Source organism: Halomonas sp. NYA30 (assembly GCF_976980765.1).
Map to the genome: position 1 here is coordinate 884255 of NZ_OZ334477.1, position 26731 is coordinate 910985.

Annotated in this window: 29 protein-coding genes; 12 read left to right on the forward strand and 17 right to left on the reverse strand. The window is 52.9% G+C overall.

Features of this window, described 5'->3' with window-relative positions; genetic code table 11:
* The first annotated feature begins 1 nt into the window (after nucleotide 1).
* The gene (locus tag ACWI0H_RS04085) at nucleotides 2-1186 is read left to right on the forward strand and encodes an ATP-binding protein (protein ID WP_485874989.1); all 1185 of its coding nucleotides are present in this window, start codon (nucleotides 2-4) and stop codon (nucleotides 1184-1186) included.
* Nucleotides 1187-1291: 105 nt separating this feature from the next.
* Here the strand turns inward: ACWI0H_RS04085 and ACWI0H_RS04090 are convergent, their stop codons facing one another.
* Nucleotides 1292-2593 carry an IS1380 family transposase gene (locus ACWI0H_RS04090; RefSeq protein ID WP_101146771.1) on the reverse strand — a complete coding sequence of 434 codons (1302 nt, stop codon included), beginning with the start codon at nucleotides 2591-2593 and terminating at the stop codon, nucleotides 1292-1294.
* A gap of 163 nt (nucleotides 2594-2756) precedes the next feature.
* Here ACWI0H_RS04090 and ACWI0H_RS04095 point away from each other — a divergent pair, with 163 nt between their 5' ends.
* The 3 genes from ACWI0H_RS04095 to ACWI0H_RS04105 all read left to right on the forward strand — a co-directional run bounded on the left by ACWI0H_RS04095 (nucleotide 2757) and on the right by ACWI0H_RS04105 (nucleotide 5852).
* Nucleotides 2757-3242, forward strand: a complete 486-nt coding sequence (locus ACWI0H_RS04095) for a hypothetical protein (RefSeq protein WP_485874991.1) — start codon at nucleotides 2757-2759, stop codon at nucleotides 3240-3242.
* Nucleotides 3242-4060, forward strand: a complete 819-nt coding sequence (locus ACWI0H_RS04100) for an HNH endonuclease family protein (RefSeq protein WP_485874993.1) — start codon at nucleotides 3242-3244, stop codon at nucleotides 4058-4060. Before ACWI0H_RS04095 ends, ACWI0H_RS04100 begins: the two co-directional genes overlap by 1 nt.
* An 841-nt stretch (nucleotides 4061-4901) precedes the next feature.
* Nucleotides 4902-5852 (forward strand): DUF808 domain-containing protein, encoded by a 951-nt coding sequence (locus ACWI0H_RS04105; protein ID WP_485874995.1) that lies wholly within the window; start codon nucleotides 4902-4904, stop codon nucleotides 5850-5852.
* A gap of 89 nt (nucleotides 5853-5941) precedes the next feature.
* Here the strand turns inward: ACWI0H_RS04105 and ACWI0H_RS04110 are convergent, their stop codons facing one another.
* Complete coding sequence (locus ACWI0H_RS04110) at nucleotides 5942-7114, reverse strand: MFS transporter (protein WP_485874997.1); 1173 nt, start codon at nucleotides 7112-7114, stop codon at nucleotides 5942-5944.
* 88 nt (nucleotides 7115-7202) lie between these two features.
* On the opposite strand from ACWI0H_RS04110, the gene ACWI0H_RS04115 reads away from it, so the two are divergent.
* Nucleotides 7203-7703 carry an Lrp/AsnC family transcriptional regulator gene (locus ACWI0H_RS04115; RefSeq protein ID WP_414121380.1) on the forward strand — a complete coding sequence of 167 codons (501 nt, stop codon included), beginning with the start codon at nucleotides 7203-7205 and terminating at the stop codon, nucleotides 7701-7703.
* A gap of 507 nt (nucleotides 7704-8210) precedes the next feature.
* Here ACWI0H_RS04115 and ACWI0H_RS04120 read toward each other — a convergent pair.
* Nucleotides 8211-9443, reverse strand: a complete 1233-nt coding sequence (locus ACWI0H_RS04120) for an MFS transporter (RefSeq protein ID WP_485875000.1) — start codon at nucleotides 9441-9443, stop codon at nucleotides 8211-8213.
* 80 nt (nucleotides 9444-9523) lie between these two features.
* Here ACWI0H_RS04120 and ACWI0H_RS04125 point away from each other — a divergent pair, with 80 nt between their 5' ends.
* Complete coding sequence (locus tag ACWI0H_RS04125) at nucleotides 9524-10537, forward strand: AraC family transcriptional regulator (RefSeq protein WP_485875002.1); 1014 nt, start codon at nucleotides 9524-9526, stop codon at nucleotides 10535-10537.
* A gap of 158 nt (nucleotides 10538-10695) precedes the next feature.
* On the opposite strand, the gene ACWI0H_RS04130 is transcribed toward ACWI0H_RS04125, so the two are convergent.
* Complete coding sequence (locus ACWI0H_RS04130) at nucleotides 10696-11070, reverse strand: GFA family protein (RefSeq protein WP_485875004.1); 375 nt, start codon at nucleotides 11068-11070, stop codon at nucleotides 10696-10698.
* Nucleotides 11071-11339: 269 nt separating this feature from the next.
* Nucleotides 11340-12179 (reverse strand): EamA family transporter, encoded by an 840-nt coding sequence (locus ACWI0H_RS04135; RefSeq protein WP_485875006.1) that lies wholly within the window; start codon nucleotides 12177-12179, stop codon nucleotides 11340-11342.
* 99 nt (nucleotides 12180-12278) lie between these two features.
* On the opposite strand from ACWI0H_RS04135, the gene ACWI0H_RS04140 reads away from it, so the two are divergent.
* Nucleotides 12279-13181: a LysR family transcriptional regulator gene (locus ACWI0H_RS04140; protein WP_485875008.1), complete on the forward strand. Its 903-nt coding sequence runs from the start codon at nucleotides 12279-12281 to the stop codon at nucleotides 13179-13181.
* Between the two features lie 3 nt (nucleotides 13182-13184).
* Here the strand turns inward: ACWI0H_RS04140 and ACWI0H_RS04145 are convergent, their stop codons facing one another.
* From ACWI0H_RS04145 to ACWI0H_RS04155, 3 genes are all read right to left on the reverse strand, one after another.
* Nucleotides 13185-13484 (reverse strand): type II toxin-antitoxin system RelE/ParE family toxin, encoded by a 300-nt coding sequence (locus tag ACWI0H_RS04145; RefSeq protein WP_485875010.1) that lies wholly within the window; start codon nucleotides 13482-13484, stop codon nucleotides 13185-13187.
* The gene (locus tag ACWI0H_RS04150; RefSeq protein ID WP_485875012.1) at nucleotides 13484-13732 is read right to left on the reverse strand and encodes a type II toxin-antitoxin system ParD family antitoxin; all 249 of its coding nucleotides are present in this window, start codon (nucleotides 13730-13732) and stop codon (nucleotides 13484-13486) included. Before ACWI0H_RS04150 ends, ACWI0H_RS04145 begins: the two co-directional genes overlap by 1 nt.
* Nucleotides 13733-13940: 208 nt before the next feature.
* A complete protein-coding gene (locus tag ACWI0H_RS04155) occupies nucleotides 13941-14714 on the reverse strand; it encodes an AraC family transcriptional regulator (RefSeq protein WP_485875014.1) in 774 nt (257 codons plus the stop codon).
* A 107-nt stretch (nucleotides 14715-14821) separates the two neighbouring features.
* Between ACWI0H_RS04155 and ACWI0H_RS04160 the strand changes: the two genes are divergently transcribed.
* From ACWI0H_RS04160 to ACWI0H_RS04170, 3 genes are all read left to right on the forward strand, one after another.
* Nucleotides 14822-15631 carry a sulfite exporter TauE/SafE family protein gene (locus ACWI0H_RS04160; RefSeq protein WP_485875016.1) on the forward strand — a complete coding sequence of 270 codons (810 nt, stop codon included), beginning with the start codon at nucleotides 14822-14824 and terminating at the stop codon, nucleotides 15629-15631.
* Between the two features lie 225 nt (nucleotides 15632-15856).
* Nucleotides 15857-16627 (forward strand): virulence RhuM family protein, encoded by a 771-nt coding sequence (locus ACWI0H_RS04165; RefSeq protein ID WP_485875018.1) that lies wholly within the window; start codon nucleotides 15857-15859, stop codon nucleotides 16625-16627.
* 3 nt (nucleotides 16628-16630) lie between these two features.
* Complete coding sequence (locus ACWI0H_RS04170; RefSeq protein WP_485875020.1) at nucleotides 16631-16855, forward strand: hypothetical protein; 225 nt, start codon at nucleotides 16631-16633, stop codon at nucleotides 16853-16855.
* A gap of 231 nt (nucleotides 16856-17086) precedes the next feature.
* Here ACWI0H_RS04170 and ACWI0H_RS04175 read toward each other — a convergent pair whose 3' ends face one another.
* Nucleotides 17087-17605, reverse strand: coding sequence for a cupin (locus ACWI0H_RS04175; protein ID WP_485875022.1), 519 nt, complete (start codon nucleotides 17603-17605; stop codon nucleotides 17087-17089).
* 292 nt (nucleotides 17606-17897) lie between these two features.
* Here ACWI0H_RS04175 and ACWI0H_RS04180 point away from each other — a divergent pair.
* Nucleotides 17898-19117, forward strand: a protein-coding gene (locus tag ACWI0H_RS04180; RefSeq protein ID WP_336274203.1) for an IS3 family transposase whose coding sequence is annotated in 2 segments (ribosomal slippage) — nucleotides 17898-18245 and nucleotides 18248-19117 — 1218 coding nt in all. Because the reading frame shifts where the segments join, the coding sequence is not laid out codon by codon here.
* A 49-nt stretch (nucleotides 19118-19166) separates the two neighbouring features.
* Here the strand turns inward: ACWI0H_RS04180 and ACWI0H_RS04185 are convergent.
* The 8 genes from ACWI0H_RS04185 to ACWI0H_RS04220 form a co-directional block, all read right to left on the reverse strand.
* Nucleotides 19167-19463, reverse strand: a complete 297-nt coding sequence (locus tag ACWI0H_RS04185; protein ID WP_336275328.1) for a DUF1330 domain-containing protein — start codon at nucleotides 19461-19463, stop codon at nucleotides 19167-19169.
* 154 nt (nucleotides 19464-19617) lie between these two features.
* Nucleotides 19618-20325 carry a methyl-accepting chemotaxis protein gene (locus tag ACWI0H_RS04190; protein ID WP_485875024.1) on the reverse strand — a complete coding sequence of 236 codons (708 nt, stop codon included), beginning with the start codon at nucleotides 20323-20325 and terminating at the stop codon, nucleotides 19618-19620.
* A 42-nt stretch (nucleotides 20326-20367) separates the two neighbouring features.
* Entirely contained in the window at nucleotides 20368-21276 is a 909-nt protein-coding gene (locus ACWI0H_RS04195; protein ID WP_485875026.1) for a HAMP domain-containing protein, read from the reverse strand.
* 352 nt (nucleotides 21277-21628) lie between these two features.
* Nucleotides 21629-22162, reverse strand: a complete 534-nt coding sequence (locus tag ACWI0H_RS04200; RefSeq protein ID WP_485875027.1) for a hypothetical protein — start codon at nucleotides 22160-22162, stop codon at nucleotides 21629-21631.
* An 85-nt stretch (nucleotides 22163-22247) separates the two neighbouring features.
* A complete protein-coding gene (locus ACWI0H_RS04205; RefSeq protein WP_336274780.1) occupies nucleotides 22248-23540 on the reverse strand; it encodes a PQQ-dependent sugar dehydrogenase in 1293 nt (430 codons plus the stop codon).
* The gene (locus ACWI0H_RS04210; protein WP_336274781.1) at nucleotides 23537-23965 is read right to left on the reverse strand and encodes a DUF2231 domain-containing protein; all 429 of its coding nucleotides are present in this window, start codon (nucleotides 23963-23965) and stop codon (nucleotides 23537-23539) included. Before ACWI0H_RS04210 ends, ACWI0H_RS04205 begins: the two co-directional genes overlap by 4 nt.
* A 238-nt stretch (nucleotides 23966-24203) precedes the next feature.
* Complete coding sequence (locus tag ACWI0H_RS04215) at nucleotides 24204-24947, reverse strand: SDR family oxidoreductase (protein WP_485875030.1); 744 nt, start codon at nucleotides 24945-24947, stop codon at nucleotides 24204-24206.
* Nucleotides 24948-25178: 231 nt separating this feature from the next.
* Nucleotides 25179-25571 carry a RidA family protein gene (locus tag ACWI0H_RS04220; RefSeq protein ID WP_336274783.1) on the reverse strand — a complete coding sequence of 131 codons (393 nt, stop codon included), beginning with the start codon at nucleotides 25569-25571 and terminating at the stop codon, nucleotides 25179-25181.
* A gap of 142 nt (nucleotides 25572-25713) precedes the next feature.
* Here ACWI0H_RS04220 and ACWI0H_RS04225 point away from each other — a divergent pair, with 142 nt between their 5' ends.
* Nucleotides 25714-26652, forward strand: a complete 939-nt coding sequence (locus tag ACWI0H_RS04225) for a LysR family transcriptional regulator (RefSeq protein WP_485875032.1) — start codon at nucleotides 25714-25716, stop codon at nucleotides 26650-26652.
* The last annotated feature ends 79 nt before the right edge of the window (nucleotides 26653-26731 follow it).

Sequence of the window (26731 nt, forward strand, 5' to 3'; positions counted from 1 at the left end):
GATGCAGTTACGGAGTATTTGTATCCCCGTTTTTCGTAACCTGCGCAATCTTGACATTAAATTCGATTCGCACCTACAACCTACTGACGGAGCACCAGCCGATTTACAGCTAAAGCCCATCCGGAGTCATGCTCTGATTGGCCAAAACGGCACAGGTAAGTCTAACTTGATCGAAGCGCTCATCACTATCTTTCGTGATGTGGATCTGGATCGTGAAGCGTCTTTCGACTACACGCTTGAGTACAATATTCGTGAACACATTGTTCGTATCGAAGCTAATACCTCTAAACAGAAGCTTCCATTTGTTTGGGTGAATGGAGAGGTGGAGACTCAAAAATTTTTGGTTAAGCATGCTCGGGAGTATTTGCCTTCGCATGTTTTTGTTTATTACTCGGGTAAGAACGAGCGCATCGAAACGCTATTTCGCTCTCATCAAGAGCGCTACAAACAACTGCTACGACAGGATAATGACGACCTTGTGCGTCGACTGTTTTACTGTCGAGGTGGTCATAGCCAGTTAGTGCTCTTGGCCTGCCTACTGTCAGATGACCCCGTGTTCAGGAAACTGCTGGATAATCTAAACATTGAGTATATCGAATCTGCCCTTTTTGTACTCAAAAAACCTTATGCAGCCCGCGATTTAGATGAAAAAGATATAGCTTTGGGTGACCCGAGATTTTGGCATCGCCGTGGCACGGTTGTGAATGATTTCTTGGATAAGTTATGGCAAGTGTCATGGGCGCCTGTGCAAGAAACCAAGCAAGTTGTAATAGATTTTCGTCGCAAGCCAGAAAAACAAGAGTTGCTATATCTGTACGTTCCTGATCGAGGAAAACTAAAAAAACTGGGTGAACTTGTGGGCACACCGGAGCGGTTCTTCCGCTATGCGGAGGCCGCCTACATTGGCGATTTACTGGAAGAAGTTAGGATTACAGTAAAAAAGCGTAAAGGACATGGCGGCAATATGGATTTTAAGCAGCTATCAGAAGGCGAGCTGCAAATGCTTACCGTTTTAGGCCTGATGCGTATTACCCGTGAAGACCATTGTCTTTTCTTACTCGACGAACCTGATACGCACTTAAACCCAATCTGGAAGCTACGCTACTTTGATGACATAGAAGGCGTGCTAGCCCGGATTTCTCATAGCACCTCAGCAAGTACCGCACCCAGGCCGCCATGCTATTAAAAACCTATTGGTACATCTTAAATTGCCTACTTTTTAACCACTTTCCGTCGTTCAGATACACTTCCCCCTTTCCCCCATTGCGTCGGGCCGGGGGCGCCCGCGCATTCAGTTCGGCACCAACCGCCTGACGAGATCGGATAGTTGCGCTTTATAGGGGTAGCTGTCACTCATCAACACCCGGATTCGGCGCGTATTGCGGATGATGACCGCGCCCACTTTGATGAGTTTGAGCCTCAGGTTGCTTGGGCTCATGCGCTCAAAAGGGGTCTTCTTCAGGTAAGTACGTAAGCGCTCGAACAGCGTATAGGCGAAGCCCGATAAGATCAGCCGCCACTGATTGGCCCACCAGTGCGTACTGGAGGTCCGGTCAGCAAACAGGCTCAGTTGTTGATCCTTGATTCGGTTTTCCATGTCGCCCCGAGCACAATACTGCTCGTAGTAAAGCTTGAAGCCGTCGTCGTAACGGGAGCTGATGATAAATCGGGGATTGGAGCCCAGCTCGCTTTCTTCTAGACGAGCGACCACCCAGCGTGGGTATTTCCAAGAGTGTGCTTGATACGGGAAGCGGAACGTCTCTGCCACTTTGCCTCCCACCTGCCATTGGGTCTTGCGCACCAGCATCATGGGCACGTCCACTTCCTTGAGCAGCCGACTGTTCTTACCGATACCCACGATATAGTCAACGTGATGCCGATCGCACCAGTTCAGCATCCGGGGGCGACAAAAGTGACTATCACCTCGTAACACAATGCGCGTATCGGGCCAGTACTGGCGGATAAAGCGCACCAGTAACGCCAGGATGGCCCAGCTGTGATGGCTGTCGCTGTGGTCACTGGTACGCAGATAGCTCACTAGCAGATGGCGGCCACAGAAGACATACAGCGGGAAGTAGCAGTGGTGATCATAATAGCGGTTAAAGAACTTCCCGGGTTGCTCGCCGTGCACGGGAATATCGGTGCCATCAAAGTCCAGCACGATTTCCTTGGGGGGTTGGTCATGCTGCTCAATGAAGTGATGCCACAGTAACGCATGGGCCTTCACCATCGCTTGCCGGTCTACCTTCTGCTCGCTCCGACACAGTGTAGACTTACCCGCCAAGACTTCATCTTCACCTAGCGCGGTCTGAAGCGCTTGGTCGTAACGTAGGGCCTCATGGTCGTTAAAATCTTCGTAGCCCGCGGCGACACCGAACACCCGCTGACGCACCAGAGTGTCGAGCTTGTGACGAACCTGTTCCGGTGCGCGGGGATCATGAAGCACGGAGGCCAAGCGGTGCGTCAGACGATGTTGTTTATCGACTTCCCGTAGCAAGAGCAATCCAGCATCGGAGGTGATGTGGCCCCCAGAGAAATCGGCTTCAATTTGCCGGCGTGAGAGTGGCGAGAAGGTCAGTTTTTCAGGTACCATTTTGGAAGCGGCGGTTGGTGTTGGTTTTTGGTGTAAGGCCCTGAAACGTTAACACTTTCAGCCGCTTTCTTTTATACCCCGTGAGAAATCCAGGCTAGATGCTGATGATGATAGGAGTTTGCGAGGAGAGTCGCAGACTCTTATCACTACCCACGATCCGATAATGTTGGGAGGCTTGCGGCGCGAGCAGGTTCGCATTTTGAGCCGTGATGGGGAAAGTACAAGAGTGGATACACCTCATGAGCACCCTCAGGGGATGGGTGTGGCTGGCTTGTTGAAAAGTGAACTGTTTGGTCTTCCCTCAACTCTAGATCAGCAGACTTTGAGCGATCTAGAAAGACGCAATGAACTTTTAGCAAAAAAAGCCAACAAGGGTTTAGCCGGAAGCGAAGTAGAAGAATTGGAACGCCTTCGCAACCACTTAGAGGAGCTAGGCTTTTCGCGCGAGTACCGCGATCCGATGTATCAATTGTTTGTGCAAAAAATGTACGAGGTTAAGTCGAAGCCTATTAACCAGCTCTTAACTCCTGATGAATTGGCTGAGCAGGAAATCCTGGCTACCAACATTATAAAAAACTTGGTGTCGTCGAAACGCAAGGGCGATCTGGCGGAGCTTGCCAGATTATTGAAACAAGAGGTGAATGAGTAGTGCGTAAAATTCTCATACCTAAGGGACAAACTCCTCCACTTGACTGGTTATCCGAGGCAGATAGAGTAACCGTTGGCCTAGGTGAAGCAACAAATGAAGACGAGCGTGATGAACTCATTGAAAAATACGCTAGACTTTGGCGAGATGACCGTGTTCGTGACTGGTTGCTAGGTTTATTTAATAATAAGTGCTGGTATACGGAGTCAAAGGAGGGAGTGTCAGCTTACCATGTTGACCATTTCCGTCCGAAGGGTAAAGTGACTGACATAGGGCGTCTAAATCCTGAAGCAGGCTATTGGTGGTTAGCTTTTAAATGGACGAATTATCGAATTTGTGGCCAACTCATAAACGTAAAAAAAAGTGATGTTTTTCCTCTGGTGAATGGGCATCGGGCCACATATGATATGCCCGAGAGTCTAGAACTTGAAGCCCCGACTTTAATCGATCCTACCACCAATGACGCTCGTCTGATTAGCTTTGAAATGGATGAGGATGGTTGTAGAGCCGTGCCCATGCCTGGAGCTGAAGAGGAGGACTGTCTTCGTGTTGACGCAACAATTGAAATCATTGGGCTCAATCGCCTAGACAGACTAAACCAAAAGAGAGCAGATGTTTGGCGTTATTGCCAAGAAAAGATAGCTAGCTACGAGTCATATGCACAAGCTCCTCTTGCATTGAAACAACTTCATCGTGCACTTATTCTTAATGATCTTAGAGAATGCGTAAAGTATGAAAGCGAGCTGTCCTCCGTAGCAGAAGCTTGCATTCGAAAACTAGGGAATGAGGTTATAAAAGCGCAGGTTATGGATAGGGGATGAGTTATAACTACCCCTTAATTTTAATAAAATGGATCCTGAAAGTGTAACTCCGTCGAATTAGAATCGAACTGAAACTAGCTTTAAAAATTATGCATGGTTACATGCTCGGTATGTTTAAATAGCCGGATTGCTATTCCTCTTCTGGAAAGTGGTGATAATAGATCACTTAGTTAATTTATATTATTCTACTCGGTAGGCTTTGTGCGAAAAAACTTATCCTTTATTTTATCTGTGCATTAGCGGCATAGGTGTAAAAGAGATGGCCGGACGTTACGGGGCATCTGATGAGGGTTGGAGCTAGATTGAAGATATTGTGTGCCTCTTAAGCCCATAGGCAGACCCAAGCGTGAGTTTGATTGGTTTTTTTAGTATGAGAATAAATACGTTGAAATTATTGGGGAATATAATTCTGTATTCTTCCTGATATGATTTTCCAACTTTGTTTCTGGTTTAATTGTTGTCGGTTGATAGATGAATTAAAACATTTTTAGTTAGAGGTTTGGTTTTCGCCGTTAAAGTTGTAATGGTTCTACCTATATCTACTAACCTGGCCTCCTCCTTAGATTAGTACCACTCGCTCAATGAGATACTTCATCTTCCGAGCATACTCAACAGATGGTAGGTAATGGAGCGCAATATGCGAACCTGGTTAAAATTGACTCGCCGCGATTGAGAGGAAGTATACCCTTGCTGATACTGGCTAGTGCAATGACTCAAATGCCTTGTCGACGAAGCCACAGACGAGAAACTGTCGGCGTTTGCCCTTGGGCCAAAAGAGGAGCTCTGACCCAGCCGCTATGTGCTTTACTATCAGCACCTGTTATTCACGGAGGAAACATCCATGGCCATAGGCGGCTTGATAGGATTACTGGATGACATTGCCGCATTGGCGAAGTTGACCGCAGCATCACTGGACGATGTGAGTGCCGCCGCTGGGCGTGCGACGGCGAAGGCGGCCGGGGTGGTGGTGGATGATACGGCGGTGACGCCGCAATATTTGCAGGGGGTGGCAGCAGCACGTGAACTGTCGCTTGTGAAGCAGATCGCGCTGGGCTCTATCCGCAACAAGCTGATTTTTATTCTGCCGGTGGCGCTGCTGCTGAATCACTTTTTGCCCGCGCTATTGCCAATCATCCTGATGGTGGGCGGTACCTACTTGGCCTTTGAAGGCGCGGAGAAAGTCTGGCACAAGCTTTCCGGCAAGCATGACGACGACAAGCCAGCGGTAGAGCAGGGGCCGGAAGCCGAGAAAAAGATCGTGAGTGGTGCCATTCGGACCGACCTGATTCTGTCTGCTGAAATCATGGTGATCGCGCTGGCCACGGTCTCTCATCAGGGGTTCTGGTCACAGCTGGCGAGCCTGGTAGTGGTCGCGTTTTTCATCACCATTCTGGTGTATGGCGTGGTTGCGCTGTTGATCAGGATGGATGATATCGGCCTGAAGCTCGCCCAGCGGGATAGTTCAGGAATGCAGACTCTGGGCCGTGGGCTGGTGACGGCCATGCCCAAGGTGCTAGCGACCATCTCGGTCGTGGGCACCGTCGCCATGCTCTGGGTGGGTGGGCATATCCTGATGGTCAATCTGGGTGCCGATGGCACGGGTTGGTTCAACGCGCCCTATGAGTGGGTACACCATATTGAGCTAGGCATTAGCGAGGCCACCGGTGCCTTGGGCGGCACGCTGGGCTGGAGCTTCAATACGCTGTGCTCGGCGGTGATTGGCTTTTTGGTGGGCTCGGTAGTGGTGGGGGCGCTGCACCTCATTCCCACCAAGAAGGCGCATGCCGAGTAGGTGCGCGCCGGGAAGTAAGTATTAGGCATCTAAATGCCCGCCATCAAGGCGGGCATTTTTGTGAGATAGGGGGGGTATGTCCCGTGACCTTACTCTGCCACCGCCGCTGAATATTGCTGACCGGCGCTCGCCCAGGCAATGACGGCCAAGCCTAAAGCGATCAACGAAAGGATGGCGCCCGCCCAGTTTGGAGAGGCCAAACCGAACCCGGCGGCAATCGTCGCACCACCCACCCATGCGCCGATAGCATTACCCAGGTTGAACATACCGATGTTCACCGACGCTGCCATGGTGGGTGCGCCTGCTTGGCTGGCACGGTCCATCACCAGTTTCTGGATTGGGGAGACGGTGGCGAAGCCAAAGGCGGCCATAAGGAAGACAGAGGCCGAGGCCACAACGCTGTTCCCAACGCCGAGCCAGAAGACGAAAAGTACCGCCGCCTGCGCGGCAAGGGTCACAAACAGCGTTCCGAAAAGCGAACGGTCAGCAAAGCGACCACCTATCCAGTTGCCAACCGCCAGACCCAACCCGAACAGAACCATCAGTTTTGCCACACCGGTGTCGGTAAACCCTGCCTCTTCGACCATCATCGGGGCGATGTAGGTAATAGAGGTAAAGAAGGCGGCAGGGCCGAAGACGGTAATGCCCATGGCGAGCAGAACCTGTGGGTCTGCGAAGGCACGTAGTTCACTCTTCAAGGCGATGGCCTTGCCCGCTTTGATGGGGGGCACAAGTATCGCGATGCTGAGGACGGTGATAAGACCGATCCCGGCGATCAACCAGAACACTAGCCGCCAGCTGTAGGCTTGCGCGAGCCAGGTGCCAGCAGGAACGCCGAATAGGTTGGCCATCGTGAGCCCGGAGAACATGAAGGCGATAGCACTTGCTTGACGGTCTTTCGCGACCAGCGAGGCGGCGATGATGGAGCCCATACCGAAGAAAGTGCCGTGGTTGAACGCCGTTAAAATACGGCCCGCCAGCGCGATGGGGAGCGTCGGCGCCACTGCCGTGATTATGTTACCTAGCGTGAAGATGAGGGCTAGGCTAATTAGCATCGTTTTACGTGGCACCTTGGCGCCTAGAATCGTCAGGATGGGCGCACCTACGAACACGCCTAATGCGTAGGTGGTGGCCATTAACCCTGACGTGGGTATATCGACGCCGAAATCCCTGGCGATTTGGGGAAGGATGCCAGCGACGACGAATTCCGTCATTCCGATACCGAATGCGCCAATCGCTAACGCGAAAAGTGCTAATGGCATAATATTGTCTCCGTAAATGATATTTTCAATCGAATGTGGTTCGGTTATATTTATTTTATTGAAAATAATATTCGGAGGTAAAACGATAATGGTGCCGTCAGATAAAGAAACAGATGCTATTCGGCAGATAAAGCATCATCCGGCTGAACTTGATTCAATTGACCGAAAAATATTAGGCGCGCTCGCCGAAGATGCGTCGCGTAGCTACGCTGAACTCAGCAAAATCGTGCACCTGTCTGCCCCCGCTGTGCATGACCGTGTAAAAAGGCTTAAGCGCGATGGGGTCATCAAGGGCACCGTCGCCATTCTTGACGGCTGCAAGCTTGGCCGAACGCTGCTGACTTTCCTGTTAGTGGATACCAGTAGCTACAGCGCCACACGCAAGCTACTGGCCTTTGCCGACAGACCCGAAGTAGAAGAGCTGCACACCGTGGCAGGAGATGGCTGTGTGCTCATTAAAGTGCGTGCGGCTAACACTGAATCTCTCGAAGACTTCCTGATGGAGATTCAGAGCCTTGAAGGCGTCAGGTCTGTCCGCAGCTACATTGCACTTTCCACCTTCCTGGAAAGAGGCCCATCGCCAGATTAGGTAGCCCGCTCGATAGCATGATGGAAGGGGGGCGACCTTGGCGTAATGCTTTTCCAGCGCCGTCATCGCCGTGTGTTTCTTACTCGTGAAGGGCGTGAGTTTGGCCGTACGGTCTCCCAGGCGCTGCTCGGCGACCCAAATGATAAGCGCGTTGTGTTGTTCTGCCAGTTGTGCGAAGCGTTCTATTGGCTGATGCCAAAGCTGGCTGACTTCAATCGTCGCTATCCTGACATTGAGATACAGCTGGCGACGTCGACACGGCCGATTACCGAATTTAGTGGTAGCTTCGACATTGCGCTGCAAACCAACGGAAGGCCTAGCGGGAGCCATCTGAAGTGGCTGAACTGCGTATTGAAGGTAAGCGCTGATCCTTGCTTTCATTTCCGTATTCCCGCTTCACACATAAAACGAAAGGGCAGTCCAAGTGACTGCCCTTTCCTGCTTGATGGCGCTTGGGGTGGCCATCGACCGTGGCTGTTTTTCACGGCTGGCGAGAGTTTCCTTTCTTTACTGACAGGCCTCCGCGACGGCATCGCCATCAGTAGAGACAGTAGGCCGCGTTCTCACGCCGACGAGCACCAGGGCGGCAGCGGCCAGCAACAGCGTGCCGGCGGTTGCAAACACGCCCAGCACGCCGCTGATATCGAACATCACGCCACCGATGGCGGCCCCCAGGGCGATTGCCAGTTGTATCGAAGCGACGATGAGACCACCACCGCTTTCGGCTTCGTCCGGCACGACACGGGTGATCCAGGTCGACCAGGCGACTGGCACGGCGCCGAAGGCTAAGCCCCACAGCGCCACCATGACGATATCGGTGCCCATCGAGTAACCGCCCAGTGTGGCCAGCAACCAGCCCAGCACCCCCATGATCAGCGGCATCAGCAGCAGCGTCAGGCGCAGGCTACGCTCCAGCAGGTAACCCGCGGCCAGCGTGCCTACGAAGTTAGCGACTCCGAACGCCAGCAGGGTCGAGGAGAGCTCGTTGATACCCATCCGGGATATGCCTTCGAGAAACGGCCGTACATAGGTAAAGAAGGCGAAATGGCCGCAGAACACAAGCAGAAGGGCGACGATGCCGGCCGCCATGCCTGGCCGCTTGATGACGCTCACCAGCGTGCCGAGCGGCGTCGGGCGTCCGGGTGCCATCCGCGGTAGAGTGAAGTACTGCAGCACCAGCGTCAGCACCGAGAGTGCCGTCGTCAGCAGAAAAACATTGCGCCAGCCGATCATGTCGCCGAGATAGCTGCCCAACGCTGCGGCGCTGATGGTGGCAATGGGCACGCCAGCGAACAGCAACGACAGCGCGCGCGGCACGTCATGTTCCGACACCAGCCGCATGACTGTGGCGACAGAGAGCGCCCAGAACCCGCCCAGCGCTACCCCGAGTAGTACCCGCCCGACCAGCAACCAGGCTAGATGCGGCGCGAATGCGACGATCAGGTTAGCGGCGATCATCAGCACGGAGAACGCCAGCAGCACGTGGCGACGGTCGAGTCGCTGTGTGACGGAGGTCACCAGTAAGCCGGCAAGCAGCGCCACCACAGCGGTGACCGTGACAGCCTGTCCGGCCTGCCCTGCGCTGATCATCAGCGAATCTGCCATCGGTGTCAGCAGGCTGGCCGGCAGAAATTCAGCCATCACTAGGCTGAACACGCCCATCGTCAGCGAAAACACGGCGGTCCAGCGCGATGGGGTCTGCGACTCGTGTGTCGAGTGTTGAGATTCGTATGCCGTCATTTCGATACTTCCGATTAATACTTGGGATGACGCGTAGGTTAAAGTATTACCTCAAGACCCTCTATCACTATGAGTACGGTATGTTTGATAAAACGTCCGAAAGTTTCGCCACTGTCGGCTCTGAGATCAGCTCCAGCGAATGGATCAACGAATTGATGCTTGGCATGCGCTTGTCCGGGTTGAGCTATCGGCATGTCCAGGTAGCGCCGCCCTTTGGCATTCGTTTCGATACCGACGCCAGTTGTGCGCAATTTCACTTTATTGCCCGGGGGGCCGTCATCCTGCGGCTCGGCGGTGAGGAACAGATTCTGGAGACCGGCGATGCCATACTCCTGCCTCGCGGCGGCGAGCACTGCCTGCTTTCTTCGCCCGAGGTGATGAGTCGCGACATCGAACAGATCGACTCACTGCCGGTGTGTGATAACTTCAGTTGCGTCAACGAGTGCCCGGACACTGCTGATGGCGCTCCATCGGTGCGTCTATTCAGCGGCTTCATGCAGTTCGATCTCGGTGGTATGCAACCGCTGGTCTCGATGATGCCTGACGTCATGCATGTGGGGACGCTGCTGTCGCGCTATCCGGAGGTGTTGCCGATGCTGGAAGCGATGGCGCGTGAAGCGAGTCTCAAACGGGCCGGTTCTGCTGGCATCCTCTCCCGGTTGGCGGATGTGGTAGCCGCCAGCATCGTGCGAGGCTGGGTTGAGAGTGGCTGCGGTGATATCGGTGGCTGGGTCGAGGCGCTGCGCGATCCGCGTCTGGGCAAAGTCATAGCCGCCGTCCACCGCGAGCCCGGGCGTGACTGGACAGTGGCCACCATGGCAGCGGAGGCGGGCAGCTCGCGCTCGGTGTTCGCCGAACGCTTCCGCAGCTCACTGGGTATCTCGCCGCTCGGCTATGTCACCCAACTGCGTATGCGCTTGGCCACGCGATGGATTGCCGAGCGGCAGCTATCCATTGATCAGATCGCCTGGCGCCTGGGCTACGGCTCTCAGGCCGCCTTTAGTCGCGCTTTCAAGCGGTCGACTGGTCAGACACCGGGAAGGTTGAAACACGGCCAAGCGCCCGGTTCAAGCGTGGCACGCCTAGGCCAGTAGTCGTTTTGGCGGGTGATCGTGGTGTCGCTCGACGGTCCATCAGCTCAACAGTTTGGTGGAGGATAAAGACATGTTGGCAGAAAATTTGGAAAACTGGGCTCAGCAAGAACGTCAGGAAGGCGAAAAGCTGGGTATTGAGAAAACAGCTCGTAATCTGCTCAAGCTTCCCGGTCCCGGTCATATCGCTCCATGGCAGGGAAAGGCGGCAGCCAATGTTCGCGGCGAATGTTCCAAAGCTCATACGTCGGTTTTAATTGATTCGGAGCATCAAGGGCACCAAGGTGTATTTCGATTTCTTCCTCGCTTACCGCAAAAACCGACGAACCACATGTCGAACAGAAGTAACGCCCCTGATAACTCTGCGGTTCGCCTTCGATAATGACAGCTTGCTTGGGATAAACAGCAGCCGCATAGAAAAGCGCCCCATGATGCTTACGACAATCCATACAGTGGCAAATACCTACCCGAAGCGGCTCGCCATTGGCTATGATTCTGATCTTGCCGCAGAGACAGCCACCCGTTAGTTGCTCCATTGCCAATCTCCAGAAAATTCATACCTTCTGAATTCAAAGTAGGTGGCACTTTCGGTTTTGTCTCGCCGCCGTCTCGTTTGTATCTCGTTTACAAGCAGGCGCGGATAGTAAGCTGGTAAATCGCCTTTCTGTGGTTCTTTAAAAAATAGATAATTTGTGAACCATGAGTACACATAAAGAAGAAATACTAAAGAGAGTACTTGAAGCCATCCCTTCAGGGTTCATGGTGCGACACCGCATACGCGGGATTTGGCAGAGCTGAGTGATGTTTAACCACTCCCCGCCACAATCAACATCGTCGCAACAATAGACAATGCGATCCCTATCATACTGATACCGCTAACTGCCTCCTTGCGAACCAGTGAGCCGAAAACGACCGGTATTAGCGGGTACATCGACACAATCACAATGCTGATAATGGTGAGTTGTCCTTGGCGTGATAGCGCATAGAGCGTAAGCCCTAGCGCGCTGATACCGCCCGCCATCGTTGCGAAAAGTGGAAAGCGGTTTTGTGCTGGCTTTGCGCGTTGGTAAAACGGCAGTAAACACAGGCCTCCGCTTAGCATGCATAGGGCGATGCCATACAGCGCCGCATAGTCGGGCACCAGCCCAAGAAAGTGCAATTGCAGAGCAAACCCCAAGCCTGCACCTAACCCCAAAAGTAGGCCCGTTTTGGTTATGCTGCCCATCTGCCCTTTATTTATTCGACCTCCGCCCGCCGTTAACCAGATAGCGGGCAGGGCGAGCATCACGCCGAGCCATACCCAGGCGTTGGGCCGCTCGCCAAGAAATACCAAAGAGAGCACAAGGGCGATCGTCACCATCGAGACAGCGCTAACAGGCACTACGATAGCAAAGGGAGCCTGCGATAAGCCTTTATAAAGCAGCAACGCGCCCAGAGCCGAGCCAAGGCCAGCGACCGCGCCCCCTCTCCAGGCATCTGGCTCCCATGTGAAAAAGAGCAGCGCACCTGCAAGGCTGATAAGCGCCCCGCCCAAATGCGTGTAAAAACCAATATTAAGCGGCGGATAAAAACGGGCGAGCAAGCCATTGATAAAGTGTGTACTGCCGAGCAACAACATGGCGCTTAGTGCCAGAATGATGGACATGGGATTTCCAGGTCAGGATGATAAATGAAAGGCCAGCATAGAAGGCGCTAGTGCGCGGCTGGAAACTCGGTTCGCTCATGGTCGTTATGAGGGGGAGTGATGATAAGAGGTGCCGATATATCTATTGCTCAGCTGCGTGTGCTGCTTGTGGTAGCGGAAGAGCAATCCTATACCCGCGCGGCGGCGCGTCTTGGTGTTAGCCAATCTGGCGTAAGTCACTCAATGAAGGCATTGGAAAAGCTGGCGGGTGGCCCGCTCATCACAAAAGCGGCGGAAAGGTGGGATATGACTGCTTTAGGCGAGTTAGCGCTTGCTAGTGCCAGAAAGGTTGTGGGAGAGCTTGAGGTATTGAGCCAGCAAGTGGCCCAGTTCCATAATGAAGTGGATGAAACGCTGAAAATAGGCGTTATTCCAAGTGTGCTAACGGGCTGGTTATCGCCATACCTTTCTAGCTTAACGAGCCGCTATCCTGATGCCATTAGCCTTGTGCTTGAAGGCATGGAAGAAGAGATAAAGGAATGGGTGGAAGGCGGTGTGGTTGATATGGGCATAACCACCGATGTGACGCAGCTTAATCTCACCTACTGGTGTGAGCACTTCGATTGGCAGCTATTAAAGAAGGATGAAATCGTTGCCGTTCTACCCGAGAACCATTCACTCAGCAAACAAGCTAGCGTTACGGTAGCGGAGCTTGCCGATCATCCGCTGATTATGTCGTCAGGGGGTTGTGAGGCGCTTATTCAGCAGATATTTGCTCACTCATTGGAGGAAGTCGATACTTTTCAGGTGGATTTTTGGGTACGCGATACGCGCACGCTGTTGCAGATGGTTGCTGGCGATGTCGGTGTTAGCCTAGTGCCCACATTGGCGTTAAACAATAAGCCAGTGGGAAATGTGGTATCGCTGCCGTTATCTCCTCAACGTGACCGGAACCTGATTGCCTTTTGGGCTAAACGGCAGCCGCTTAATCCTGTGGGTAAGCAGCTTTTGAAGGAGTGTTGATGATCAATTCGGCAGGAAATAGGAAACGATATCCATCTCTTTATGAGGAATGCCGATGATTTCAATGCATTCATGGCCAACCAGATAAAAAATAACGTGCTGGCCTTGAGGGTAGCTGAAATAACCCTCTTTGATATCCGAGCGATGTTTTCCTAGCAGAGGATTTTCTGCGAGCCAGTGAAACCGTTTTTCAAAATCCCTTAGATAGGTATTCCGTTGGTTCTTGCCCCACTGCCATTCCGTATAGCGGCCGATATCTTTTAAATCGTCCCTCGCTCTCGGTGTGACACGGAATGTGGGCATTACGCTTCTCTATCCAAGTCGTTGATTAATGCATCCATTGAGAAATCGTCCACGAATTCACCGGCGCTAGCCTGCTCTGCACCTTGGGCTAGATGCGTACGTAGCGCCTCAAGTTTGCTTTTGCGTTCTTCCATGGCACGTAACGCATCACGCACAACCTCACTTGCGGAGCCGTAGCGACCGCTAGAGATTTCGTTTTTGATAAAGACTTCCCAGTGCTCTCCTAGGCTAAGGCTAGTCGTTGCCATGATGCGCTTCCTATATTCAAAAGTAATAAATATGAATATATGTGTGGCTTGGAAGAAAGGCAAGAGGGCAGACCAGTGAACGCCCTTTCTGGTCTTGCTGCTGAAGATGGCAGACATTCTCCACGCCATGAAACCCAATACCGATGATTACGGTATGTCTTGAAACGGTCGCGCTAACACCTGCAACAACTGCTTTTTACTCCTCCTATTAACGATTAGCCGCCCGAACAAAAGTGCTGGGAGATTGGCCGAGCACCTTGCGAAACATGCTGGAGAAAGCGGCCGGGCTGTCGTAGCCGAGTTCCAGTGCGGTTCGGGTAACGGAGTTGCCGGAGAGCAGCCTGGGAATTGCCGCCATCAGGCAGGCTTGCTGGCGCCATACGCCAAAAGAGAGTCCGGTCTGCTGACGGAACAGGCGATTGAAGGTGCGCTGACTGCAATGCAACTGCCGGGCCCACGCTTCGGGAAGGGTGTGAATGCTCGGTTGGCAAAGAAACTCTCTGCACAGGTTGGCGAGCGGAAGGTCATGGGGCAGGGGCGCAAACAGTGGCAGGGCCTGAGCCTGTTCCAGTTCGCATAGGAGTAGTTGAGCCAGGGCTCCGTCGCGGCCGTTTTCATCATAGAGGGCGGGAATGTGGGCGGAAGCCAACAGCAGGTGATGCAGGAGAGGCGTCACGACCAGCACCTCACAGCTGCTCGAATTGCGTGGCGCGACATGGGGCTCGATATACAGGCTTCGGGTGCTCACCCCGTTCATACGCACTTGGTGCCGCTTGCCCGCAGGTAGCCAGACGCCGCTATAGGGCGGCACCATCCAGGTGCCGTCATCCGTGTTCACCTCCATCACGCCGGTCATGCCATAGAGAAACTGGGCACGGCGATGGGTATGGAAGCCCAGGAGGGTGCCGGGGCGGTAATCAGTGCCGATGGCTACCACGGGCCGTGCTACATGATCCACATCTGAAAGAGGCGTATTGAGCATTAGCGTTAACCTGGCTGAAACGCGTTGATGGTTGTCCGAATGACGAATGTCGGCCAATCCTCACCAGCATATAGTGCCTGCTGTTTCGTTTCATCAGGAGAGTGCCGGTGTATAGCGTATTGCTTCTTTGTGGCGGGGTGGCGGGAGTGACCACCGTGCTGTTCGGTTTCGGTGGCGGGTTCGTGGTGGTTCCCTTGCTGTATACCCTGCTGATTGCCGTCCATGGGCCGGATAGTGGTATCGGCCAAGCGGCCATGCATATCGCGGTGGCCACTTCGACGGCGTTGATGATATTTGCTGCTTCCCTGTCCACATGGCGCCACCACCAACGGCAGACCGTGCAATGGCACTTGGTGCGTCCGCTGGTGGGCTATATCGCCGTGGGCGCTGTGCTGGGCGCGACGGCTGCCGTGTCGTTAAGTGGCGAGTGGGTGCGCTGGGCGTTCATTGGTTATTTAGCTCTCACGATTGCGGATGCCATTTTGCGGCCCGGTTTTCTGCATCAGTCAGGGAGTGATGTGCGTCCTATGAGACGAGGGGTGACGGCGATGACGGGGACATTGATTGGTGCAGTGGCCGCCTTACTGGGCGTTGGCGGCAGCGTGATGACCGTACCGCTCATGCGTCGGAGAGGCGCGAGCATGACGGCAGCCACTGCGATGGCCAATCCGTTGTCGTTGCCCATGGCGGTGAGTGGCACCGCGACGTATGTGTTGTTGTCGGCAAATCACCCAGCGTTGGGGGACTGGTATGCCGGTTATTTGGATCTGCGCGCCTTGCTGGTACTCGCAGTGGGCTCATGGCTCGGTATCCGCCTGGCGTCGACCTGGATCGGGCGTATCACTGATCGTATGCATGCCAGGGTGTACCTGCTATTGCTGACCATGGTGCTGGTGGTGATGGCTTTTGTAGGTTGAAGCGGCCAATTTTTCTAGGCAGATATATTTGGCAGAATCAGGCTAATATTACACTGTATGAATAAACAGTTTTATGCTAAGGTTTACTTAACCTCTAATGGCGGGCGCGCTTGAGTCTCTCTTTTAGTATGGAAATATGAGTACTGCTGGATTGAGTGCTGCTTGCTTGGGAGGTGCTTGTTTTGGAGTGCAAGGCGCTGTATGTAAACCTGGGAGGCAACACTCATGAATGATCAGCAAATACAGATATTCACCAGCGAAGATGGTCAAGCCCACCTTGAGGTGACGCTGGAGCAAGAGACCGTTTGGTTAAGCCAAGCACAGATGGCAGAACTGTTTGGCAAAGATGTAAGAACCGTGAATGAACATATTGGTAATGTGTATTCAGAAGCTGAACTGGAGAAAGAGGCAACTATCCGGAAATTCCGGATAGTTCGCCAAGAGGGGAAGCGCCAAGTTCAGCGGGAAATAGACCACTATAACTTAGATGCCATTATTTCAGTTGGCTACCGAGTGAAATCTCAGCGTGGTGTGCAATTTCGTAAGTGGGCCACACAAGTATTAAAAGACCATTTGGTGCAAGGCTATACCCTCAACCAGCGCCGCCTAACCGAGCGTGGCATAGAGTTTGAGCAGGCGGTGAGTTTGCTCAGCCGAACCCTGACCAATCAAGGCTTGGTTTCAACAGAAGGCGAAGCGGTTGCTCGTGTGATTAGCGATTACGCTCGTTCTTGGAGCCTGCTGCAAGGTTACGACGAGCAACAATTGACCGAGCTAAACATTAAACAGCCCGGTATGCATTCACTTGAGTTGGAAGAAGCCCTGAAAGCCATTGGCGAGTTAAAACAGACCTTAATCGCTAAAGGCGAAGCAACCGAACTGTTTGGGCAGGTGCGGGGTGATGGTTTGGCATCAGCCTTGGCCACCATTGAACAGGGCTTTGGCGACGAACTGTTTTATCCCAATGTGGCAACCCGGGCAGCGCACTTGCTTTAATTTGTGATTAAAAACCATCCATTGGCCGATGGAAATAAGCGCTGTGGTTCGTTTCTGTTTCTATGGTACTTGCGTCGCAACGCAGCTTTGCTAGCCCGGCCCGTTGAGCAACTGATCAACGACAATACGCTTGTCGCATTAGCGCTGTTAGTGGCTGAAAGCCTACCTGATCAGAAAACGTTGATGATTCGGCTGATCGAACATTTCATACTGCTGAAAGAAGAATGAAACTATTGATACTGAGACGCTGAGATCTAATGCGATGCCACGCATAAACTGCATGGAAGATAAGCGTGAAGGCCAACTGGCTTATGAGCCGAATATAAACTGTATTCGGCTCATAAAGTGAGCTGATTAGTTGGTGTGCTGGCGCTTGGAGATGACGCTGCAGCAAGAGATTGTTGAGCTAAGCCCAGCGCCGAATCACTGCCTCTTCCAACAGACAGAGTCCTCCGCCTGCTAAGAAACTTGCTCCCACAGCGCTGTTATTGACCCGCCTACCGGGGAATCCTCGGGTAAGGCCACGGCAGCGACTCGCGATTGTGCTGCCGCAAGCTGTACGGAGTCGCCGCGCTCTATGTCAGCCTCTTGGCCTGGTGGGTAGGCGCCGACCATGCAGAAATCCTCGTCTGCTTCTACGCAGGCATGACCAACCCCCGCAGGTAACACCAGCACATCGCCAGCATAAAGCATCAGCTCTCTGCCGTTAGGGCCACCCAGGCGTGCCTTGGCCTGCCCACGGAAAATGCCTAGTGCTTCGTGGGCAGTGGAGTGAAAGTGGTCAAAGTCATACAGGTGGTAGCGCCACGCCGGCGGCCAGCCGTGGCGTTTGAACATGGCTTCGAACGACTCGGCCCGTGCCTCTGCATTGCTGAGGTCGAGAACCTGACGATAAACCAGCACCGGGAGCGACGAGTTGGGGTAGCCGGTCGCTTTATCGCTGTCAAAATGGAGTATTTCGGGCTGCGGGTCCTTCACGATGGCCTCCTTTTGCTGAAATAAGCGGCTAAGTTTGTAGGTACCAGATTTAGCCTAGCAGGGTTACTCACTATTGCTGCCCTGCGTGTTGCAGTGATAGTAAAAGAGTATTCAGGTCGTGCTTAGCGCCAAGCTTGATAGCTTTGAAAAGCAGCCCACTTCAGGGAGAATGGTGCGAATCAAATGTTGAGTAAAAAGGGCCGCTCGTTACATTAGGAGCGGCCCTTTTTTGATTGCTTGACCCGTCCTGAATAGAGTTGACACGTTCCCGTCCTTATTTTGGGAGAGCGTGATGAGTCAACGAGTTAAGCGCACACAGAAAGACTACACACTGGCCTTTAAACAGGCCGTGGTAGAGCAAGTGGAACGTGGCGAGATGACCTATAAACAGGCGCAGAGTCGTTACGGTATTCAAGGTCGCACGACGGTATTAAAGTGGTTACGTCGATATGGTCATCAGGACTGGAGTCCCGGTGCCACACAGCGCTCTAGAAGGAGTCCCGACATGCCCCGGCCACTTACCCCTGAACAACGGATCAAAGAGCTTGAAGAGAAGTTGCGGCTTGCTGAGCAAAAGGCTCAGTTCTTCGAAGCTGTTGTGGAGGTGATGGAGAAGGATTACGGGGTGTCCGTAAAAAAGCAGCCAGACAAGTCCTCACGCAAGAACGTGTTGCCGGATTAACCATCAGCAGGGTATGCCACCTTCTCGGCATCAGCCGCCAGGCTTGGTATCAGGCCAAAAAAGCGCAGCAGTCGCGAGAGGCCCGGGAGCAGCGGATCGTCGATTTTGTTCGAGACATACGACTTACCCAGCCTCGACTAGGCACCCGCAAGCTGCATCACTTGCTGCACCGCCAAGCAGATCAAGAGTTGCACGTGGGACGAGATCAGCTCTTTCAGGTCCTTCGTACGCGGCGTCTGCTGGTGCCCATACGCCGAGCTTATCATAAGACGACGCACAGCCATCATCGCTTCCGGCGACATCCGAACCTGCTCAAGCCAGGCCCCGAGCAGGTGGTTGCCTGCCGCCCTAATCAGGTCTGGGTCGCTGACATTACCTATCTACCGACGCGTCACGGGATGAGCTATTTAAGTCTGGTCACCGATGCTTACTCCCGCAAAATCGTCGGTCATCACGTCCATGAGAGCTTACGTAGCCAGGACGTAGAGCAAGCGTTACGCAACGCTCTACGCCAACGGTTAGGAAGCGAGCCGTTAATCCACCACTCGGATCGAGGCATCCAATACTGCTGTGACAGCTATCAGAAGATACATCGCCAGTACGGTATCCAGTGCTCAATGACAGACGGTTATGACTGTTATCAAAACGCTCTCGCAGAACGTGTAAACGGAATATTGAAGACTGAATTTCTCTTGGTTCAGCCAGGAGATGTTTGTCAGGCGCGTACGATGGTGAATGAGTCCGTCGAGATATATAACAGTCAGCGGCCGCACCTAGCGCTGAAATACAAAACGCCCAATGCAGTGCACTGGGCGTTTGAGATGAAATAAGTGTCAATCTATTTTAGGACTAGACAGCTACGTGAAGCAAGAGGAATTTTTACGCCTCTTCAATCCCATCAACGATAAAGACGCGGTAGTCGGCGCCCTGGAAGCGGTGCTTACGAGCTTCCTGGTAAGCGGGGCTTTCATACCAAGCGCGGGCAGCGGCCATATCGGGGAAACGCAGAATCACGGCCCCTTCCATGGCGCTGCCTTCCAGCACTTCAAAATCACCGTAGAAGGCGAGGGGCTGCGGGTCGTGGCCTTCACGAGCGGCTTTCGCCTTTTCGCCGTAGCGTTCCATTTCCTGAGCGTCGTGGGTGTGTTCACGGGTCAGTACGACATAAGCTGGCATTCACTTCTCCTGATGTCATCGTTAAAAAACAGCTAGAGCATATCATTACCCAGTGATGGGGCCACATTGACTTTTCCCTCCAACCAAAAGAAAAGGGCGGCTTTAGCGGCCGCCCTTAAGGTTTGAATTCAGGTTCAAACGTTAAGCCGTGTAGTTAGAAGGTTTGCCAATCTGCCTCTAATTCAGTGTGTCCACGCTTTGTTAGCTGTTTTAGAAACGTTGGGGAGGCAGGTTTGTGTTGGATAGCCGTTGTATACGTTGCAATCGTAAATTTGGCGGTAATGTCTGCCAATTGCTTTGCTTGCTCTTCTAATGACGCTGCCGCACTACTGGATTCTTCTACCAACGCTGCGTTTTGCTGAGTGACTGAATCGATTTGCGAAATTGCTATGTTGACCTGATCAATACCGCGACTTTGCTCTTCGGATGCTTGTGTGATCTCTTCCATCAGCGAAGAGACTTTGCCAACATTTTCAGCTAACTCACGAATAGTGATGCCGCTTTTGGTCGCTTGAGCCGAACACTCTGTTGTTTTTGAACGACTCATCTCAAGCATTGAGCGGATTTGGCTGGCAGATTGTGAGCTTCGACTTGCCAGTTGGCGAACTTCGTTAGCCACCACGGCAAAGCCACGGCCTTGCTCACCAGCGCGAGCAGCCTCTACCGATGCATTTAACGCTAATAGGTTGGTTTGAAATGCTATTGAGTCGATTATGCTAACAATTTCGCTCATTTCAGCCGCTTTATCTTCAAGGTCACGCATCATGAGCAGCATTTGCTCTCCCTCTTTTGCAGAAGTGTGCGCGGTCGTGGCTGCATAAGAGGTTATTTTGTTTGCTTCGGAGGCATTATCGGCATTCATTTTCACTGTAGCTGTTAATTCGTCTAAGCTAGCAGCTGTCTCTTAAAGGGCAGATGCTTGTTCTTCTGTACGGGAAGAGAGATCTTGCGTTCCCAGTGAGATTTCATTAGTGCCCGTGAATAAGTTATCACTGTTCAATTTAAGCATTTGAACAATATCGGTTAGCTGCAACTGCATTGCTTGTAAACCTTGTAATAAAACACCTATTTCATTACGGCCGAGCTGCTGGATTCTTTGTGTCAAATCACCTTTAGCAATAGCGGTAAGGTGCTCAACCGTACTGTTAATAGGGTTAACGATGGCTCTGACAATAACCAGGCGGGCTAATGCTGTCATCGCTAACGCAAGGCCAATTATCAAAAAAGTTACCAAAAGTGTTAATTGACTATTTTCTTTATCATTTACTAATATTTCAGCGGTTCTTTCCTCGGTTAATTCAATGAAGTTACGAACGGCTGTCTGGAAGTCTCTTCTCAAACTCATTATTGGTAGCCATGCTTCATTTGCTGCGCTTAATGTAGTGGCTTGCAGTACTTTATCAAGTTGCAGGGTGTAAGCCTGATAGATTTGGTTGGCTTCTAAAGCTAGAGTTTCTCGCTGGCTTCCTGTAGGAGATATGATGGAATTAAATTCATCAATACGCCTCTGAGCTGCATCTAAAGAGGTTTCTGCCTCAAGCTTCCAGCGACTCACTTCACTATTGGCTTCATTATTTTCCCATGCTTTTAAGTATTCACGGGCGCCTGAATTGGCCTGGGCGAGGTTAGCTTCCGTGCGATTAATGGAATTCATTTGCACGACACCTACGTCGGCAATTTCATGCAGCGATTTTGAGCCGCTTTTGTTTATGACAATACTCAGCGCAGAAAGCAAGAGCATAAAAATAACCAAAGATCCCATAATAATAGTTAAGGTTTTTTTGATTGAGAGGTTATGTATGATCTTTCCCATTTCTAATCCCTTTTAGTAATTTTCATCGATTGTTAGGCGTTTTGGGTAATTCATTTTTAGTTTTAGGCTTCTTTTGATTGATGTGATTTTAAGCGATTTCGTAAACGCATATAATCGTCATATTGTGAAACAATGTCACAATTGCCCGAGGAAATTGACGAGGATCAAGATTTAATTGATAGCAGGCTACATAAGCGTGCAATACGCTTAGGCGGCTACCTGTTTGGCTAGTTATTGCCCGCTGCTTAGCTACCGTAAGGTTGAGGTAAACTATTAGGCACCACTACCGAGGAATGCTCGGTAGTTAATCAGAAGGGAAAGAGATACTTGCCAGAATGGGTAAGGCTGGGCGTCAATAATCTTGCGAGGGCATGGCGTCTTCTAATGTCGGCGCTGACTCTATCAACGCCACGGGCTCCAGTTGCTCGTTTTCCAGCGTTGCCAGGACAATCTCGTAACAATCGTCGATATGGCTGTTGCCCATGTACTTCATGGTGGCGAAGCTGATGCCGCCCGCGATAGCGCTGCCCAGGAAGGGCACATATCTAGACGCACTTTTTGCCGATATCCTGCCAGCCATCTTTTTGAACGTCATCATGAGCAGTTTACGGGTGATGTATTTACCCGCCATCTTGCTGCCGGTCGTTGAGATGGAGCTCATTACAAATAGCCGGGTCTCTGTATCCAGGCTCTCGATCTGTTCCGGCGATAAGCCAAATTGCTCGTTAATCTTCGGGATCAAGCGCAGCAATATAGCGACGTCAGAACCGATGTTCACACCGGGAATGGGGATAATGGCGGTGCCAGCAGAAAGACTTGAGCTCTTCGTTACCATCGAGCGACACGACTGTTTAACGGCTTCGAGCTCTTCCAGTGATCTGATCATATAAATCCCTTTTAAAACAAACGGAAAAAGCGGCAGCCTAAGTGGCTACCGCCTTCTTCACGCTATTGAATAATACAGAGTGCGGTTAATCATTGCCGTCATAGGTGACGCGCCACACGGCATTGGTCAGGTCATCGGCGATGATGAGGGCGCCGTCTGGGTCGATAGTGACACCGACGGGTCGACCGCGCGTTTGGTCGTCGCCGTTGAGAAACCCGGTAACGAAGTCAATCGGGTCGCCATTGGGTTCGCCGTTGCTGAAGGGCACAAACACGACTTTATAACCAACAGGGTCATTGCGGTTCCAGCTACCGTGCTCACCGATAAATACGCCTTCCGCGAACTCATCGCCCATCTCGGGTATGGAGAAGGCGAGGCCAAGCGGGGCTACGTGTGAACCCAGGCTGTAATCAGGGGCAATCGCCGACTCGACCTTTTCAGGGTCCTGTGGGCGAACGCGGGGGTCGACATTCTGGCCCCAATAGCTATACGGCCAGCCGTAGAAACCACCTTCCTGAACAGTCGTAAGGTAGTCAGGCACTAGGTCGGGGCCTAGCTCGTCGCGCTCGTTGACCACGGCCCATAGCTGGTCAGTGTCTGGCTGAATGGTCAGCGCGGTTGGGTTGCGTAGGCCGGTGGCATAAGGCCGATGCATGCCCGTTTCGGCATCAATTTCCCACACCTCGGCGCGGTTAACCTCCGCTGCCATGCCGCGTTCGGTGATATTGCTGTTGGAGCCAATACCCACGTACAAGAATTCACCGTCGGCGCTGGCGGTCATCGCTTTCGTCCAGTGGTGATTGATTTCAGCCGGTAGCTTGGTAAGCTCCTCCGGCGGCCCGCTGGCCTCGGTTTGGCCTTCTTCGTAGTCAAAGCGAACGACCGCATCTTGGTTGGCCACATAGAGATTGTTATCAACTAACGCCAGCCCGTAGGGCGCGTTGAGGTCTTCGGCAAACACCGACTGCTCGTAGTTGCCATCGCCATTTTCATCGCGCAGCAGGGTCAAGCGATTGCCGCTCTCAACAGTGGTGGTGCCCTGGCTTTTGATATATCCGGCAATGAAATCTTTCGGCTTCAACTGAGGCGCGTTGCCGCCGCTCCCTTCGGCCACCAGAATATCGCCGTTGGGTAGCACCAACGTTTGGCGCGGTATCTGAAGATCCGTCGCAATGGCGGTAATGGTGTAGCCGTCGGGAACGGTGGGTGATTGATCCCCCCATTCAGCGGGCTCGGGAATTGTCATGTCGGGCAAAAGCCCGCGTTGCGGTTCAGCTAGGTCAGGGTTTGGGCCGTACTGTTGTGCGTCTTGGGCGCTGGCGCTACCTGCCACCAAAAGCACCGAGAGAGGTGCAGCGTAGAGGCTGGGAAGCTTCATGACTTACCTCCGGTGCCTAGGCGAGAAAAACCGACCCACGTGGCTGTGCCGGCCAATAAAACAACAACGATGGAGAGGGCAAAGCCAGCAGGCATCATGGCCCAGGCGTCCCGCGCATGCGCCAGCGCATTAACAAAGGCCAGTATCCCGGTCAGCAGTAGTAGCGCTGGGTAAATCATGAGCGCCAGGCCGCGGTGCGAAGCGCGAAAGAAGCCAATAATGGCACATAAAAATGCAAGCCCTGTGAATACAAGCCCACCCACGTTTAGCCAGGAAGCAAAGGTAGCCCATTGAATATGGTAGGTCGTTGAGTAGGCGTAATCACTTAGCGTGGCGCCCAAAAAGAGAGGGATAGTGCCAGCAAGCAGTGTGGCGTGAAGCGGATTCAGCCCGCTTCGATAAGTGCGATTGTCAGTGGCTGTCACGGCAAACTCCTTATGCTGTTCAAGCTAATTAATTTACCTAGATTGACCGACGCGAAACGCCAAGCCATCCCAGGCAACGACATCATGTTCGTCAGGGGGGAGTATAGTTGACGATCAAAAACTTGCCCAAAGCGAAGCGGGCAGGTGGTTAGCCGCACGTGATGCTCATGAATGCTTACCATAAGAACTCTTTAATGCTGCCACGAGACCGCTTTTTTGTGAGGAGATGCGGGGGAAGTCACATCTTACTGAGCATCTCGACCGCTTGATCGAAGTGTCCATCCCGCTCTGCCCAGCGCAGGAACTTTACTTTCTCAACCAGAATTTCCTTGGGTGTCGGTTGCATGCTAAAAAGCGTCATGACCTCTTCCATGTAGTCACTGAGCGGCATATAGCCTTCCCGAGTCGACTGGCCCGGCGTCAGTTCTGTCTGTACGGCGGGAGGCGCAAGCTCGATGAGCTCGACCTTGCCCTTGAGCTGTTCGCGTAGGGAGATTGTGTAAGAGTGGATGGCTGCCTTGGTGGCGTTATAAGTGGGCGTGCCGCTCAACGGCACAAACGCCAATCCGGAGGAAACGTTCACGATTGCCGCGTCTGGCTGGTTTACCAGATGGTCGGTCAGTGCGTTAGTTAGCCGGATTGGCCCGAGCAGATTGGCAACGACCGTCTGCTCGGCATCGCTCAGGTCGCGGGTGCGGGATACGTCTTCGCGCCGCATAATGCCCGCATTGTTGATCAGTACATTGAGGTTGGGGTGCTCGGTGATGACCCGCTCAGCGAAAGCTTCGATGGACGTTGGGTCTTCGACATCGACGACCATCGCATGCATGTTTTGCTGGCCAGCAATGGTTTCCTCCAGCGTTTTCATGTGCCGTCCGGCGACGATAACGGTGTTGCCAAGCGCATTGAAGCGTAAGGCAAGTTCACGGCCAATCCCGGAGCCGCCACCGGTGATAAGAATCGTATTTCCTGATGTGTTCACTGTGTCACCTTCCCTTTAACGTGATGATGATATCTGTATGCCCACGGCCATTAGGCGTTGGCATTAACGGTTGAACCACTATCATGTTAATCAATCGGTAATGGCGGGGCTTGCCCTGCTTTGTACAAAACTTGCCTGATCCTGCAGACATGAGCCTCAACGCATTTCACAATCATTTTAAGTACATGACTTCGCTTACGCTGGGGCAGTGCCAGCAGCGGCTGCGCTTGTTTACTCGGGTACCCTAGCAATGACTTTGATTTCAAAGTCAAATCCCGCCAGCCATGTCACGCCGACCGCCGTCCAGTTGGGGTAGGGTTTTTCCGGAAACGCGCGCGCCTTGGCTTCTAACCAGATAGGGAACTGGGCTTCGGGGTCGGTATGGAAGCTCGTCACATCGACGATATCGTCGAAGCTTGCGCCTGCTGCTTCCAGCACACTCTGTAGGTTGTCGAAAGCAAGCTGCACCTGGGCGGCGAAGTCCGGCTCGGGCGAGCCGTCTTCACGGCTGCCAACCTGGCCCGATACAAACAGAAAGTCGCCTGAGCGGACGGCGGCGGAATAGGTGTTCTGCTCATAAAGCGCCTGGCGGCCCTTGGGAAAAACAACGTTACGTTTAGCCATGGTGTACCTCCATCATTAGGTCGAAAGCGACCCCTTGTTGTCGATGAAGTCACTTTAAGCCTGCCTGAGTGGTGGATAAACGGCGAATTCTGTTCAACATTGTTTGTATATCTCAAACAATCAAAAGGTGCTTGGCATAGTCATGGATCGTTTTAACGCAATGCAGGCCTTTGCTCGGGTCGTGGAAACAGGCAGCTTTACCAAGGCCGCTGAAACACTTCATATGAGTAAGACCAGCGTGACGCAGATGGTGCAACAGCTAGAGGCCCGGCTGCGTGTCAAACTGCTCAACCGGACCACGCGTCAGGTGAACGTCACGGCGGACGGAGCGGCATATTATGAGCGTGTGATAAAGCTTTTAGCCGATATGGATGATGCCGAAACCAGCTTGTCCAACGCCTCGGTGCAGCCGCGCGGACGACTGAGAGTAGATGTGCCCAGCCCGTTGGCGCGAATGATCTTAATCCCCGCTTTCCCCGCGTTTCATGCTCGCTATCCCGATATTCAACTCGACATGGGGGTGAGTGATCGTATGGTGGATCTGATCGGCGAAAGCGTGGATTGCGTGGTGCGCGGCGGGGAGCTTACCGATCTATCGTTGGTGGCAAGACGCGTGGGGGATCTAACGCTGGGTGTTTACGCCGCACCAAGCTATCTGGAAAGGAGCGGTCACCCTACGCATCCGCAAGCGCTGTCGCTTCCGCCTCATTACACTGTCGGGTTCAGTTGGGCACGCGCTGGCTTGGCTTTTCCTTATACTCTGTGCCGCGATGGAGAGCGTGTTGTCGTGCAAGGGCGTCACGTGATCTCCGTCGACGATGGGAATGCTGGGCTTGCCGCGGGTCTGGCGGGACTCGGTGTGCTTTGGCTACCGGATTACATGGCTAGAGAGCATGTGTCTCGCGGCGAACTGGTGCGCTTGTTTGACGACTGGTACATCGAACCGATGCCAATGTACATCGCCTTTCCGCCGAATCGGCACGTTAGCGCCAAGCTGCGCGTGTTCATTGATTGGGTAGTGGCGTTGATGGAACAGCATGCGCCTCGGCTAGATCGAAAGACTAAACCCGCTAACGAATAAGCGAGCGGGACTGCGTCGTTTGTTCTGCCATGATGCGTGCCAAGCGCTCCAGGGACAGTTCGAGCCGCTCGATCAAACC